Raw genomic sequence first — 13,705 nt, forward strand, 5'->3', positions numbered from 1 at the left:
CTTAAAATTGTCCAAAATTAATATCTCCTTAAAATATATTTGTATATACCATTGCTCCTGCTATAGCTCCAAGTATTGGTCCTACAATTGGAATCCAAGCGTAAGCCCAATCTGAGCCTCCCTTATTTTTCATAGGAAGCAAGAAATGTGCAAGTCTAGGTGAGAAATCTCTAGCTGGATTAATTGCATATCCAGTTGGTCCGCCTAAAGATACTCCTATAACTAAAATTAATAATCCAACGGCTATTGGCATAATTCCATCTGCCATTTTCGCATCACCAAGTCCTAGAATTCCAAACATTAAAACAAAAGTACCTATAAATTCAGTAAAAAAATTCCATTTATAATTTCTAATAGCTGGTATAGTACAAAATGTACCAAGCTTTGCATCATGATCTTCAGTAGATTCAAAATGAGTATAATAAGTTAAATAAACTAGTACAGCACCTATGAAAGCTCCTATAAATTGTGCTATACAAAATACTATAACCTGACTCCATGTTAATCCTCCAGTTATACCTAATGCAATAGTTACCGCTGGATTAAATACAGCTCCACTCACCCTAGAAAAGATATAAACAGGAATAGCAACAGCTATTGCCCATCCTACAGTGACTACAATAAGATCAGCGCCATTACCCTTAGTTTTTTTAAGAGCTATATTTGCAACTACTCCATCCCCTAACAATATCAAAAGCGCAGTTCCAAAAAGCTCAGCCAAGAATTGATTTACCATGACTATCCACCACCTAGTAATTAATATATTTAATTTTAAAAAAGCTTAAAATAAAAAAGAGCTAAACAAAAAAACTAAATTTTTTTCTCGTGTTTAACTCCAAATACTCTTACACAAGTTGAATATATACGTATATATTTTTGTTGTTTTTTTACAATATTTATTTTAACACCTCTTGAAACTGTTTTCAATAAATTAAAAATTTAACAATCTTTCCATAAAATAAAAAAAGAGGGATATTGCCCTTAATCCCCTCTTTTTCTAATTATTTATCAAATAATAATTGTTTAATTTGTGCTTCTAAATTTTGTATTCCTGTTGGATCTGCACCTTTACCATCTAAGCTATTTTGATATTTATCTATTAACTGTTCTATATCTGATATAGCTTGATTTATATTCTTATCACTTTCTGGAGTCATTGCCTTAATTTCTTTTAAATCTTTTAAAGCATCTGCTTTCTCCTCATTCCATTCATTCATTTGTTTATTTTCAAGTACTTCTAAATATTCTTCTCTAAGATCAAGATAAACCTCAGCTACTTCATTAACTAAGCTATCATCATCTACAACCTTACTTTTATTCTCTGTAGTTGCAGCAGGCTTATTATCAGAAGTGGTTTTATTTGATGAATCATTAGAGCTTCCGCATCCAACTAATTGTAATCCCATTATGGCAGAAATAATAACTACTAATAATTTTTTCTTCATAAAAAACATCTCCTTTAAAAATATCTCGTCCTATAAACATCATATATTCCTAAATACATATTAACAAATTACTTCTTTTAACTATTTACCAAGAAATCAAACATAAAATATTAATATTGAAAATTTAATAAATGTTTTAATGTATTTTATCAAGATATTTCTTTTTTGTTTTAAAAACATTACATTAAAAGTAGTTTTTACTCCTATTATTTTATTTTAAAATTTATTCATCTTTTATAAAAATACTTCACAAAACTTTATTATATTGTCACTTTAACTCCTGATTCCACAGTTTTTATTTCACCATTTTTAAATTCAAAAACTAAATCTATTAAATTCTTTGTAGAACAATACTTTAAATCCTCTTCTAGTCCTAAATTTTTAAGAATATTATAGTGTTTAGCATCTTTTATAAACTCTTCTATTCCTTCACTGCTTTCATAAACATATTTAGCTGTTTTAGCTATATCAGTAAGTTCAGCCTCTTTGTTTTTACATAATTCACTTATTATATAACCTGCACACATAAAATCATCACTTGAAAATTCACCGTTTGTTCCAGAATTAACAAAGACTATTTCTTTTTCTTCATTTTCTAAATATTTAGCTACCGCTTGTCCATTTAACACAGAGGCAACTATAACTTTATCTGCTTTGCTGCATAAATTTAAAGCTCTAGTTCCATTTGTAGTAGACATTATTACATTTTTTCCTTCTACTATTTCTCTTTTGTATTCTAATGGAGAATTAGAGAAATCAAATCCATCTATTTTTAAAGCCTTTCTCTCTCCTCCAAGTAAAACTTCTTCACCTAAAGATTTTAATTCTTTTGCTTTTTCAAAAGCCTCTTCAACACTAACTACTGGTATAACCTTTTTAGCTCCATTATAAAGTGCTGTAGTAATTACAGATGTAGCTCTTAACATATCTATAACCACAGCTATCTTTCCTTTAAGTGCTTCACTATCTATGTAATCTGCAGAAATTATAACATCAATTTTCATAAAAATTCCCCACCTTATTTTTAAAATTATTCTTCAAAATTCTTTCCTTGATAAATATCATTATCTTCAAGAGCCTTATCAATAGCATTTAAAACTTCCCATTTTTTTAAACTCCACATAGGTCCTATAAGAAGTTGTCTAGGAGCATCTCCTGTTAGTCTATGTATAACCATATTTTGAGGTATTCTACTTATGGCCGTACAAATTAAATCAACATATTCCTCTTGAGTTAAGAATTTTAATCTACCTTCCTCATAATCCTTAACCATTCTTGTTCCTTCCATTAGATGAAGTAAGTGTAATTTTATTCCTTGTGCTCCACATCTAGAAACATAATCAACAGTTTCTAACATTTGCTCTTTACTTTCTCCAGGAAGTCCAAATATACAGTGAACTACAGTATCTATTCCTCTGCTTTTTAATCCTTCCATAGCCTTATCAAATACTTCTAAATCATATCCTCTATTAAAACTTCTAGCAGTATCATCATGAATTGTTTGAAGTCCTAACTCAACCCAAGTATATACCTTTTTATTCATTTCCTCTAATAAATCTAAAACTTCTTCATTTATACAATCTGGTCTTGTACCTATAGCAAGAGCAACCACACCTTCTTTATTAATTGCTTCCTCATATTTTCTTCTTAGTTCTTCAACAGGAGCATATGTATTAGTGTAAGCTTGAAAATAAGCTATGTATTTTCCCTCTTTCCACTTCTTATTCATCATCTCTTTAACATTATCAAACTGAGTACCAATACTTAAAGTTCTTTGTCCAGCATAATCTCCTGACCCCTTTGAACTACAAAAAGTACATCCTCCCTTAGCAACCTTACCATCTCTATTAGGACATGTAAAACCACCATCTAAACTTATTTTAAATACTTTTTCTCCAAACTTTTCTCTTAAAAATCTATTTAAAGTATTATATCTCTTGTCTCCCCATGTTTTTCTTTTTTCCATTTATATCACCTTTTCATTAAAATCAAAATTTCTTTAAAATAAAAAAGTTAATCATAAATTTAAGGGTTATGATTAACTTATTTTATATTATACTATAGTTTTTCAAGTTTAAAATCTTTTAGAGATATTTTATATCTTCCAATTAAGCCACTTTCAGTATTATTTGATTTTATTATTGGAGTAACATTCATAATTATATTGTTATCCTGTATTCTTTCATAAATAAGATTATATTCCTCTTCTGCAAATATATCATCTAATTCTAATGAAACTATACTTCCACCACTTTGATAAACCTTAAATCTTGTGCCATTTCCTTTAACATAATTTACAACAACATATCCATCATCATCTGAAAAATTTAAGCTAGAAATTTTACATCCATTTAATACATCTAATGATGTTATCTTTTTCCCTAAAGTTTTATCATCATTCTTTTCATCTTCTTTTCCCCCTTCATCTTCCCCTTCTTTAGCTGCAGTCTCCTGTGCATCCTCAACATCAACCACTCCTATATAAGAATCTTCATCCTTATATGTTGAAATTGCTACTTTATCTCCTGAAAATGAAATTTCTACGGCTGAAAAAGCTTCTTTAGGTACATCAACCTTGGCTACATCTATAACATTAACCTTTGGATAAATTTTATCTGGTATGCTCTTTAAATCTATTAATGTGTTAATCTCAACATCATCATCTTTTCTAATCTTTAATTTATCCTTATCTAAAAAAACACTATAAAGCTCAGTTGATTTAAGTTCTGATACCTTATATTCTCCCTCTTCAGTTTTTCTAACTTCTAAATAATATTGCTCTAAATCAGCCTTAGGCTCTCCTTCTTTAGTTCTAGTTACATAGAATTTAAACATAGTTTTATTCCCTAATTGTGCTGACCCAACTTGCTTAATCCCTGTTATTTCAAGATCCTTACTAGGACTAATTATTATATTTTTATCAACCTCTTTATCAGATAACCTTTTTATCTTTTCTAAATCATTGCTTTTAAGAGCCTCCATATATTCCTCTGCAATTGATATTGCTATCTTATTATTAAAATATATACTTTCAACACTTTCCTTTAGCTCCTTATTATCATTGACCGCATTACTTATTCTATTACAGCCCATGAAAAGAAATAAAGATCCAATAATCAAGGATGCCATAATCTTTTTAACCATTTATAATCATTCCTCCTTTAGAATAAGTCCTATTTTAGGTTTTCCAAATAGCCTAAAAGTATTAATAAAATAATAAATATCCTAAACTTAATTTTTACTTTTTTATTTTAAGAATAAACTTCCTTTACAACTTATATATTTAGTTAGGGAGGTGATTTAATGAAAAGTATTATAAAAGTTTTTCAAGTAGCTTTTGTTTTTATAGGAACTATAGTAGGAGCTGGACTTGCCTCTGGAAAGGAAATAACAAATTTCTTTACAGTGTATGGATATAAAAGCTTTTTTACTATTATAATGACTGGCTTATTTTATATTTTTCTTTGTAACATAATTTCAAGAATAAGTATTAAACATAGTTTAAATTCCTATAGCGAAGTCATAAATACAGTTAGTCCTAATATTTTAGGAAAACTCACTGGAATCATAACAACCTTTTACTTAATATCTAGTGCGTCCATAATACTAGCTGGTAGCGGAGCCTTGTTGAATCAATACTTTGGAATTCCTAAGATTATAGGTTCAATATTTATGGCTATTATTGCTTCACTGATTCTTATGAGAGAAACTGATGGGTTAGTAGAGATAAATTCGATTATTGTTCCATCCTTAATAATAGTAACAACTACACTTATGATTCTTTATGTTGCATTTGCTAATGACCCAATTACTATAGATTCTCTTGTTTCTTCTACCCCAAAACTTTCTAAGGGAGTTTTTACTTCTGGAATACTTTATTGTGGCTATAATATTCTTTGCTGCTGTGGGGTTATTGTTCCTTTAAGTAACGAAGTTAAAAGTAAGAAAATCATGACCTGGGGAATTATATTAGGTTCTGTTCTTCTAACTATAATATGTATTTTTATAAATTCAATGCTTATGGTTAATCAGCCACAAATATTCCAATACGAAATTCCTCTGCTTTATATTGCTGATAGATTTGGAAAGCCTATTCAAATAATGCTTTTAATAATAATATTAGCTGAAATGTTTTCTACAGAGGTTTCTGATGTATATTCCATAAGTAAAACCCTTACTAAAAGCTTTAAAATAAAATATAAACATGCTATATTTGCAGTTCTAATAGTAGCACTTCCAATTTCATTGATAGGATTTTCAAACTTAATCTCCACATTATACCCAATGTTTGGAGTTTTAAGCTTAGTATTTATAGTTCAATGTATTTACTTCTACTTTTTTAAATTAAAAAAACAAAGATAAAAAGTAAAAGCTGAGCAATTTATATAACTTGCTCAGCTTTAATATTTAATAAATTATCTTTGGTACATTTTCATATCTATCCATTATTGTTGGTGGATAAAATATCTTCTTCTCAACACTTGATCTAAGCTCTGCTATTTTTGTTACTGCAACATAGACATCTGATATTTTATACCATGTTGCATAATCCACCTCTCCTGTTTGAGGAAGGTTAAATACCTTTTGAAAAGTTCTAACAGAATCTCTAGTTTTCTGACCATATTTCCCGTCTACAGCAACCTTAGGTATTAAAGGATACGCCTTTGAAATAGCATTTAATTGTTCTTGTATAACTCTTACAGGTTGACCTGAAGCTCCAATACCTAAAGTATATCCTGGAAATGATCTTGGACTTCCCTGAACTTTTTTAGCAGACTTTAATTCTAAATCATCTCCATAAAAAGATGTTAAAATATCATAAGGAACCTTTCCTTCGTCTCCTAAGTATTTACTTCCCCATTGAGTCATCCAACCTGGACATTGTACATTTATTCCATCACAATATTGTGCCAAAAGAGGCTGCTTAGAATTGAATCTTTTCATATATGTTGAGAATATTTCATCTACAATTCTACTTATGTTATCATAAAAGTTTCTTCCATAACTAAAAGCATGGTCAAAAGCTGTTGAATTAGTTATATCAAAATTCTTACCTTTTCCTCTATACCATTCAGTATATATTCTATTTAAAGTAAATGATATTATGGCATAAACATTAGCTCTTATAGTATTTTCAGACCATGTTGAAAAAATTTCACAACATGCAACATTTTTTATATAGTCTTTGTAATTAACCTTATAATTGGCTGCTGAATTATCATTTGGTCTACCATTATGAACAACTATATACTCTGGAACTACAGGCTCTGGCAAAACCACTGTTCCCTTTGGTGGTGGAAGTTCCTTTTCCTCTACTTCAGGTATCTTTGGTGGGAAATTTCCAACTAATCTATTAGGTTGTATATCAATAACTTCCTCTTGTCTATAATATCCTCTAGTCTCAGGTAAGTTTACATTTTGAAGAGCAACTCTTGAAGGATAGATTTGTACTCCATTTACTGCTACAGGCAAAAATCCTTCTCTTTCAACAATAACCTCTGCGAAACTATAAGGAATCGTACCTGGTTGATTAGAATTTTCTATTGGTGGTGCATCTAATTCTATAGTGTCAGTGCTTCCAGTATCATCTGTATATAATTCTATAGTATCTCCTACAGCCACACCATCTTCTCCTGTTGGTGTTATTTTAACCTTACATTTATCAATAGGTATATATCTCCTTTGTTCACTAAAACATTGAACTTTTAATCCACCTAATGCCATATACTTTCTCCTAATAATAAATTAATACCCTATAGTTTATGAGATTAATATCTATTTTGTTAATAAGTATTTATAATTAAAATATAATCAAAATTATTTTTTACTTTGTAATATTTAAAACTCTAAGTTCTTAAACTATTAAAAACATTGATCATATCTATAGTTCCATATCCCCACTCTCGATTTGGGTACATGTCACCTTCCCTAGTATTCACACCTCTTATTAGATAGGTTTGAAGTTTAGCTACATATAGTGTTGGATCATTATTATAAACAATTCCCCATTGAAATAACATTGCACAGCACCCAGCTACTATAGCCGCAGCGACGCTTCCCCCACTAACTGATACCTTTTCTCCTTTGTTGTTTATAGTTAAAGCATTTACTCCACCTGCTGCAATAATAGGTTGAATAATATCATTTCTTGCATACCCTCTTCCTGATGAAGATAATATGGTATTATTCTCTTGATTATATGAAGCTACAGTTATCATTTTCTCTGCGGCTCCTGGAATGGTCAATGTTGTGTATGGTGATGATATTAAAAATTTTGTTCCCTCTGCTAATAATTCTTTTTGCAATATATAGGCATCAAAATTTCCAAAGGTTATATGCTGTCCAGTTAATCTAAATCTCCATATACCAGGCTTTAAATTTTGTGCTCTTATTACAATTCTCTCCCCTCCAGTAAGTTCATCTGGCGAATCATAAAAAACATCCATAGTTGTTCCTTCATATATAAAATTTATTTTATATCCATTTTCAACAGCTAAATTTTTATTTCCACCATAGTTAGTTAAGGGATTAGCATTTTCAATAAGTTCTCCTGATGGTGAAATTATTGAAAGCTTAAATTTATCAGGTTTATAACCTAAAATAATCATCATAATACCATCTTGATCCTCTCCAACATCAAGCTCTATGGTTTTATTATCACCCATCTCTGTTATTATTCCATCAGCATGGGTATTAGTATTTCCTTGATTGCCAGATGAAGCAATTACAGCAATTCCTCTTTTATTTGAAATATCATTTATATATCTTTCTAAAATACTTGATCCATCATGGGCTCCAAAATTAGTTCCCATAGGAATATATATAACCATTGGTTTATTATATTGAAATGATAAATTATATAAATATTTCATTGCTAAAAGTATGTCTACATTTCTATACTTAACAGCGTCACCCTTTGCAAAGAAATAATCTGTGTATTTTTTAAAAGCTCTATCTAACTTTACTATTGCAAGGTCACATTCTGGAACTACCCCTGTTAAACTTTCATCCTTTCCACTTCCTGCTATTATACAAGCCATCTCTGTTCCATGTCCTACATCATCTTTAGATTGAACTATGGTATATGGATCTCCGCCACTATTATTAAGTTCTATTGCTTGATTGATTTCTTCTTCACTATACTCAGTTCCATAAAACATATCTTTGGGATACTTATCTGTTTTTAATGATTGATCCCATATTTTTAATATTCTAGTCTTTCCATTACTATCAGTAAATTCAGGATTTAAATAATCTATTCCAGTATCAATAATTCCAACAATCACATCTTCCCCTGTCAATTTTAAGTATGGACTATTATGAAAGTTTTCTGCCTTAGAGGCCTCTATAGGACTTGTACTACTTAGAGTATATATTCCTCCGAGCTCTATAAAAACCAAGGAATTTATCATCTGAATAACACTATCATAGTCAACATTTTTCATGGATAAAACAGCATAAGTACCATCAATTATATAGACTTCAACATTTTCAATATCCTTAACTTCATTCTCTATATCCCCTCTATATTCAACAAGAAAATTCATGCTTTCAGGGTCAACTAATAGATTCGCTTTATTAGATACAGTTTCCATAACTATCTCCTATTAATTAATAATTCCATTGTTCTATCTAAACATACAAATCCATATCCCAAGTCTGGATTTGGATATGCCTCACCAAAGATCGTCCTCTTTGCTCCTTTAATCAAATAATATTTAATTCTTTCTCCATATAAAAAAGGATCATTATTTCTTATAATCCCCCATTCAAAAAGAAGAGCACATATTCCAGAAACTTGTGGCGCAGCCATTGATGTACCACTTTTAGTATCAAATCCTTGCTCCTCAACAGTGGATAATATGTTTTCACCTGGAGCAACTAAATCTGGTTTTATTAACCACTCAGGTCTAACAACTCCTCTTCCAGAAAAAGCTGATAAATTATTGTTTAAAAAATTATAACTTCCAACGGAGATAACCCCTTCTACAGTTGCAGGGATTCCTAAGGTATTATAAACAGATGGTTGTAAAAATCTTGTTCTTTCATTTAATCCTTCTGCTATAGGTAACCAAATATCAAAATATCCCTCATAATTATTTAATTTTCTAACTATAATTCTCCATCCACCAGAAGTTATTGTATCTCCTAAGGGCAAAATACTTATGGTAGTTTGTCCTTGTATATCAAAAGGCTTAGGACCAGTACTATATACAACTATTTTTTCTCTTCCAACAAATCTTTCTTTATAAGACTCAGATAATTCTATTGGTCCTGTACTTATTCCAGTTGGTGAAATTACTTCAACTGATACATCAACTAATACAGGCTTGAAAAAATCTAATATAATACCTTTTTCTCCATCTCCTATATTTAAGTCTAAATCTTCTTCTTTTTTCATCTTGCCCCCTACATGATGAGCACTATTACCTTCATTCCCAGCAGCTACTACAATAACTGCCTTTTGTAATTGCGTAAAAGTTTGAATATACTTTTCTAGTAAACTACTTCCATTATGAGAACCATCATTTGTACTTAAACTTATATTTACAACTAAAGGTTTATTAATTTCATTACTTTTATCCATTAAAAATTTTAAACCTCTCATAAGCTGTGTACTTAAGGCCGCCCTTAAACTATTCTCACCAGTTATCTTTACCATTGCTATGCTACTTTTATATGCAACTCCATAATTATCAAAGTTTATATTTCCTCCGGCACATGCAATTCCTGCAACATGAGTTCCATGACCTGATAAATCAATTTCAGGTACAATGCTAAATGGATCTTCAGATTTTAAAGCTTCATTTATTTTATTTTTATCATATACAACTCCATTTTCAAGATCATATATATACTCTATCCTGGTATTGCCCTCAGCATCTTTAAAAGCATTATGAGTGTAGTCTATTCCAGTATCTAAAAAACCAACTAATATTCCTTCTCCAGTTAAATTATAATTATTCCAAACTGATGGAATGCATGATGCTCTATTACTATCATAAGCTGATGTATATAAAATTTTGGGTAGCTCTATATATTGAAGGCCTTCAAGCTCAATTATCCTATTTAAGTCATTAACCTTTATTATAAGTATTCCAAATCCATATCCTAAATCTTCAACTTTAGCACCTATGACATCTACTGAATTTTTAAATCTTAAAAAATTATCTCCATATAAAACAACTAACTCTATCTCTCCATTATTAGGGGAATATTGTTCTATTAAGCTAGTTAGTATTTGCTTGGGTATTGTATTTATAAAATCTATGCCAACCTTAGCTTTATTTTCCATACTTATACTCCTTATTTACTTATTCGTTAAACTCTTAAATATTTCTTGCATGTCCAAAATTCCATATCCCCACTGTCTATTTGGATAAGTATCTCCTTCTCTTTTCCTAGCTCCTCTAATAATATAAGCTTGTAATTTAGTTGCATACATTTGAGGATCATTTCCATCTACAACGGCCCATTGGATTATTAAAGCACAGCACCCTGCTAAAATTGCCCCAGCAACACTTGCCCCAGACATGGTTATAGTCCCTCCACCAGGTTTAGTTGTTATGGCATTTATGCCCCCAGCTGTTATTATAGGCTGTATATAATCTTTCATTGTATATCCTCTTCCAGATTCTGATACTATAGCCCCATTATTTTGATTGTAGTATGAAGTATTAATAATAGTCTTTGCAGTTCCTGGTATAGTTAATGTTGTATAAGGAGAAGGATTCAAAAATCTTGTATCCTCAGCTAATAATTCTCTTTGAAGAATCCAAGCATAATATTTACCATCAACTATATTGTTACCAGTTAATATAAACCTCCAAACCCCCTCTGTGATTCCCTCCATCTTTATTACAAACTTATCATCTCCAGTAAATTCATCTGGGGAGTCATAAGTAACTTGCACTGTAGTTCCTTCATAAATAAATTTCCAAGTTGGTGCGTCATTTATCAATATATGCTTTGTCTTCCTAGGATTAGTATTTTCAAATATCTCCCCTGAAGGAGATAATATGCCTAACTTTATTTTACTAGGTCTTTGTGCATATATTTGTAAAACTAGCCCTTGTTGCTCTTTCCCACAATTAAGTTCTATTATTTGACTATCACCATTACTCTTTATCTCCCCTGAAGTATGTGTATCTGTATTTCCTTGATTCCCTGTGGAAGTAACTACAAATAAGGAGTTTCTCCCGGAGATTTTAGTATCAACATATCGTTCTAATATGCTTGCACCTGCATGATCTCCTAAGTTGCTTCCTAAAGGTAAGTATATTATCATTGGTTTATTTAAGGTAAATGATAATTCATATAAATATTTAAGAGCCATTATTATATCTGTATTTCTATATTTAGCCTTATCTCCTTTAGCATAATAAAAATCTATATACTCTTTAGATGCTTCCTGTAATTTTATGATTATAAACTCACAATCTGGTGCTACTCCTACTATTTCTCTATTAATCCCTCTAGCTCCAACTATCCCTGCCATCTTAGTCCCATGTCCATAATCATCTTTTGAAGGAACAATATCATATGGATTCTGCCCTTGTTTTTGAGCTTGTATAGCTTTATTTATATCTTCTTCTGTATACTCGCTTCCACTAATAAATCCATCAGGAGTCTTACCACTATCTATTGTTTGATCCCAAATCCTTAAAATTCTAGTAGTTTCATCTTCTCTCATGAATTCATTATTTAAATAATCTATTCCAGTATCAACTATGGCAACAACAACTCCACTTCCTCTAAGATTTAAAGAGGGATTTATATGAAATATTGGAGCCTTTGAATCTTCTACAGGACTTTCACCTAGGGTATATATTCCGTTTAACTCTATATAAATTATACTTTTTATACTTCTTATAGTTTCCATATAGTTTTGTAATTTTATAGATAAGATTGCAAAATTATCATCAATAAAAAAGATACTAGCATCATTTATATCATCAATTTCTTTTTTAATATTTCCATCATAAGCAACAACAAAGCTTATATAATTTTCATCATTATAGAAGTTTTTTTTCTCAATTGACTCCACTAAATCCACTTCCTTCTTACTTACTTTATTTTCTTATAGCTATTTTATTCAGAATTTCTTCTTTTTGATAACCAACATAAAAAGTATTTAAATATAAAAAGGACAGTTCTAATCTAGAACTGTCCTTTTTGTATTTAAATTTATAAATCAAATTCTATTCTATAAAGCTTAGCAATTGCCTTAATTTCTTTTATGTTAGCTGTCTCTGTTCTCATGCTACCATTATTGCTTATTAGTAAAGCCTTAACGTTATCTAGCTTTTTAATTTGTCTAATAACTCTTTTTCCATTGAATTCAACTAAACAAATAGAATTATTTTCTATCTCTTTTATTGAATAGCATAAAGCTAAATCATTCTCTTGAATTCTATAGCCAGTCATATCATTATTTTCTATTTTTAAATAAAAAACTTTGTTTGCTGTATGACCATCTATTTTATTTGAAGCAGTGGCAAGTTGTTTATATCCCTTAACCTGAGCTAATGAATAATCATATATTGGAACATTTTTTAAAACTGATCCAAAGGCTTGATTCCAAACTTCATTAACCTCTGCTGGTTTTGTTTGTCTTACTTGCTTTTCAGCTTTAAGTTCTTTTTGAAGTTCCTCATCAGTAACAACCATATTTATATCATTTAAATCAGTATTTAAAACCTTTGATACCTTTGATATAAGTGATTCATTTATAATTTTTCTTCCTGTTTCAACTTCATTTACAAACTTCTCAGCTACACCTAGCTTTTTAGCTAAAGCTTTTTGTGTCATTCCACTTTTTTGTCTAGCCTCTTTTATTCTTTCCCCAACTCTACTCATTTTAAGCTTTTCCTCCTTGCATACTTCTATACCATTCTCTTTCTTCAATCAAATGTTCAACAAGGTAGTTAAATTGCCATTCTTTAGAGGTTTCTGTAACTACAGCCATTATAGGATTTTCTGTAATAACTTTTGCTATTGAAACCATCATTTGTAATTCTTCATCAGGGAAATTACTGAATATAACAACTTTTTCATCAAAGTTTTTATTTGAAACAACTTCAAATTTTAAGCCTTCTAATATATCTTTAACTTTCATAGAAGCCATTTCATTACTTATATTAATAACCTTGTGCCCTGTTGCTTGAAAGTCTTTTGTTTCCTTTTCATTTAAACCATAAGTTAGAATAGCTTTGCTATTATTAAGCATACTCATGCTAATCTTCCTCCCATACATTCAT

At 30.0% G+C, this 13,705-nt stretch carries 12 protein-coding genes; 1 reads left to right on the forward strand and 11 read right to left on the reverse strand.

Features of this window, described 5'->3' with window-relative positions; translation table 11 throughout:
• Positions 1–28: 28 nt before the first annotated feature.
• The 5 genes from CPF_RS14075 to CPF_RS14095 form a co-directional block, all read right to left on the reverse strand.
• Positions 29–736, reverse strand: coding sequence for an MIP/aquaporin family protein (locus CPF_RS14075; protein WP_003456873.1), 708 nt, complete (start codon positions 734–736; stop codon positions 29–31).
• A gap of 265 nt (positions 737–1,001) precedes the next feature.
• A complete protein-coding gene (locus tag CPF_RS14080) occupies positions 1,002–1,445 on the reverse strand; it encodes a hypothetical protein (RefSeq protein ID WP_003472067.1) in 444 nt (147 codons plus the stop codon).
• A 260-nt stretch (positions 1,446–1,705) separates the two neighbouring features.
• Complete coding sequence (locus CPF_RS14085) at positions 1,706–2,449, reverse strand: 2-phosphosulfolactate phosphatase family protein (RefSeq protein ID WP_003456794.1); 744 nt, start codon at positions 2,447–2,449, stop codon at positions 1,706–1,708.
• A gap of 26 nt (positions 2,450–2,475) precedes the next feature.
• Positions 2,476–3,411, reverse strand: coding sequence for a TIGR01212 family radical SAM protein (locus CPF_RS14090; RefSeq protein ID WP_003450751.1), 936 nt, complete (start codon positions 3,409–3,411; stop codon positions 2,476–2,478).
• A gap of 92 nt (positions 3,412–3,503) precedes the next feature.
• Positions 3,504–4,589: a hypothetical protein gene (locus CPF_RS14095; RefSeq protein ID WP_011591164.1), complete on the reverse strand. Its 1,086-nt coding sequence runs from the start codon at positions 4,587–4,589 to the stop codon at positions 3,504–3,506.
• A 159-nt stretch (positions 4,590–4,748) separates the two neighbouring features.
• Between CPF_RS14095 and CPF_RS14100 the strand changes: the two genes are divergently transcribed.
• Positions 4,749–5,807, forward strand: a complete 1,059-nt coding sequence (locus CPF_RS14100; RefSeq protein WP_003456735.1) for a YkvI family membrane protein — start codon at positions 4,749–4,751, stop codon at positions 5,805–5,807.
• A 45-nt stretch (positions 5,808–5,852) separates the two neighbouring features.
• Here the strand turns inward: CPF_RS14100 and CPF_RS14105 are convergent, their stop codons facing one another.
• The 6 genes from CPF_RS14105 to CPF_RS14130 form a co-directional block, all read right to left on the reverse strand.
• Positions 5,853–7,169 (reverse strand): peptidoglycan-binding domain-containing protein, encoded by a 1,317-nt coding sequence (locus CPF_RS14105; RefSeq protein WP_011591165.1) that lies wholly within the window; start codon positions 7,167–7,169, stop codon positions 5,853–5,855.
• A 122-nt stretch (positions 7,170–7,291) separates the two neighbouring features.
• Positions 7,292–9,040: a S8 family peptidase gene (locus CPF_RS14110; RefSeq protein WP_011591166.1), complete on the reverse strand. Its 1,749-nt coding sequence runs from the start codon at positions 9,038–9,040 to the stop codon at positions 7,292–7,294.
• A 2-nt stretch (positions 9,041–9,042) separates the two neighbouring features.
• Positions 9,043–10,740 carry a S8 family peptidase gene (locus tag CPF_RS14115; protein WP_011591167.1) on the reverse strand — a complete coding sequence of 566 codons (1,698 nt, stop codon included), beginning with the start codon at positions 10,738–10,740 and terminating at the stop codon, positions 9,043–9,045.
• A gap of 15 nt (positions 10,741–10,755) precedes the next feature.
• Positions 10,756–12,492 (reverse strand): S8 family peptidase, encoded by a 1,737-nt coding sequence (locus tag CPF_RS14120; RefSeq protein ID WP_011591168.1) that lies wholly within the window; start codon positions 12,490–12,492, stop codon positions 10,756–10,758.
• 140 nt (positions 12,493–12,632) lie between these two features.
• Positions 12,633–13,304 (reverse strand): XRE family transcriptional regulator, encoded by a 672-nt coding sequence (locus tag CPF_RS14125; RefSeq protein WP_011591169.1) that lies wholly within the window; start codon positions 13,302–13,304, stop codon positions 12,633–12,635.
• 1 nt (position 13,305) lies between these two features.
• The gene (locus CPF_RS14130) at positions 13,306–13,680 is read right to left on the reverse strand and encodes a DUF3783 domain-containing protein (protein WP_003456740.1); all 375 of its coding nucleotides are present in this window, start codon (positions 13,678–13,680) and stop codon (positions 13,306–13,308) included.
• Positions 13,681–13,705: the final 25 nt, after the last annotated feature.

Source organism: Clostridium perfringens ATCC 13124 (genome assembly GCF_000013285.1).
In the GTDB taxonomy this organism is placed as follows: domain Bacteria; phylum Bacillota; class Clostridia; order Clostridiales; family Clostridiaceae; genus Sarcina; species Sarcina perfringens.

Bases quoted from the DNA above. Each gene is read 5' to 3' on its own strand.
- CPF_RS14075 (WP_003456873.1), bottom strand. From the start codon at position 736: ATGGTAAATCAATTCTTGGCTGAGCTTTTTGGAACTGCGCTTTTGATA.
- CPF_RS14080 (WP_003472067.1), bottom strand. From the start codon at position 1,445: ATGAAGAAAAAATTATTAGTAGTTATTATTTCTGCCATAATGGGATTA.
- CPF_RS14085 (WP_003456794.1), bottom strand. From the start codon at position 2,449: ATGAAAATTGATGTTATAATTTCTGCAGATTACATAGATAGTGAAGCA.
- CPF_RS14090 (WP_003450751.1), bottom strand. From the start codon at position 3,411: ATGGAAAAAAGAAAAACATGGGGAGACAAGAGATATAATACTTTAAAT.
- CPF_RS14095 (WP_011591164.1), bottom strand. From the start codon at position 4,589: ATGGTTAAAAAGATTATGGCATCCTTGATTATTGGATCTTTATTTCTT.
- CPF_RS14100 (WP_003456735.1), top strand. From the start codon at position 4,749: ATGAAAAGTATTATAAAAGTTTTTCAAGTAGCTTTTGTTTTTATAGGA.
- CPF_RS14105 (WP_011591165.1), bottom strand. From the start codon at position 7,169: ATGGCATTAGGTGGATTAAAAGTTCAATGTTTTAGTGAACAAAGGAGA.
- CPF_RS14110 (WP_011591166.1), bottom strand. From the start codon at position 9,040: ATGGAAACTGTATCTAATAAAGCGAATCTATTAGTTGACCCTGAAAGC.
- CPF_RS14115 (WP_011591167.1), bottom strand. From the start codon at position 10,740: ATGGAAAATAAAGCTAAGGTTGGCATAGATTTTATAAATACAATACCC.
- CPF_RS14125 (WP_011591169.1), bottom strand. From the start codon at position 13,304: ATGAGTAGAGTTGGGGAAAGAATAAAAGAGGCTAGACAAAAAAGTGGA.
- CPF_RS14130 (WP_003456740.1), bottom strand. From the start codon at position 13,680: ATGAGTATGCTTAATAATAGCAAAGCTATTCTAACTTATGGTTTAAAT.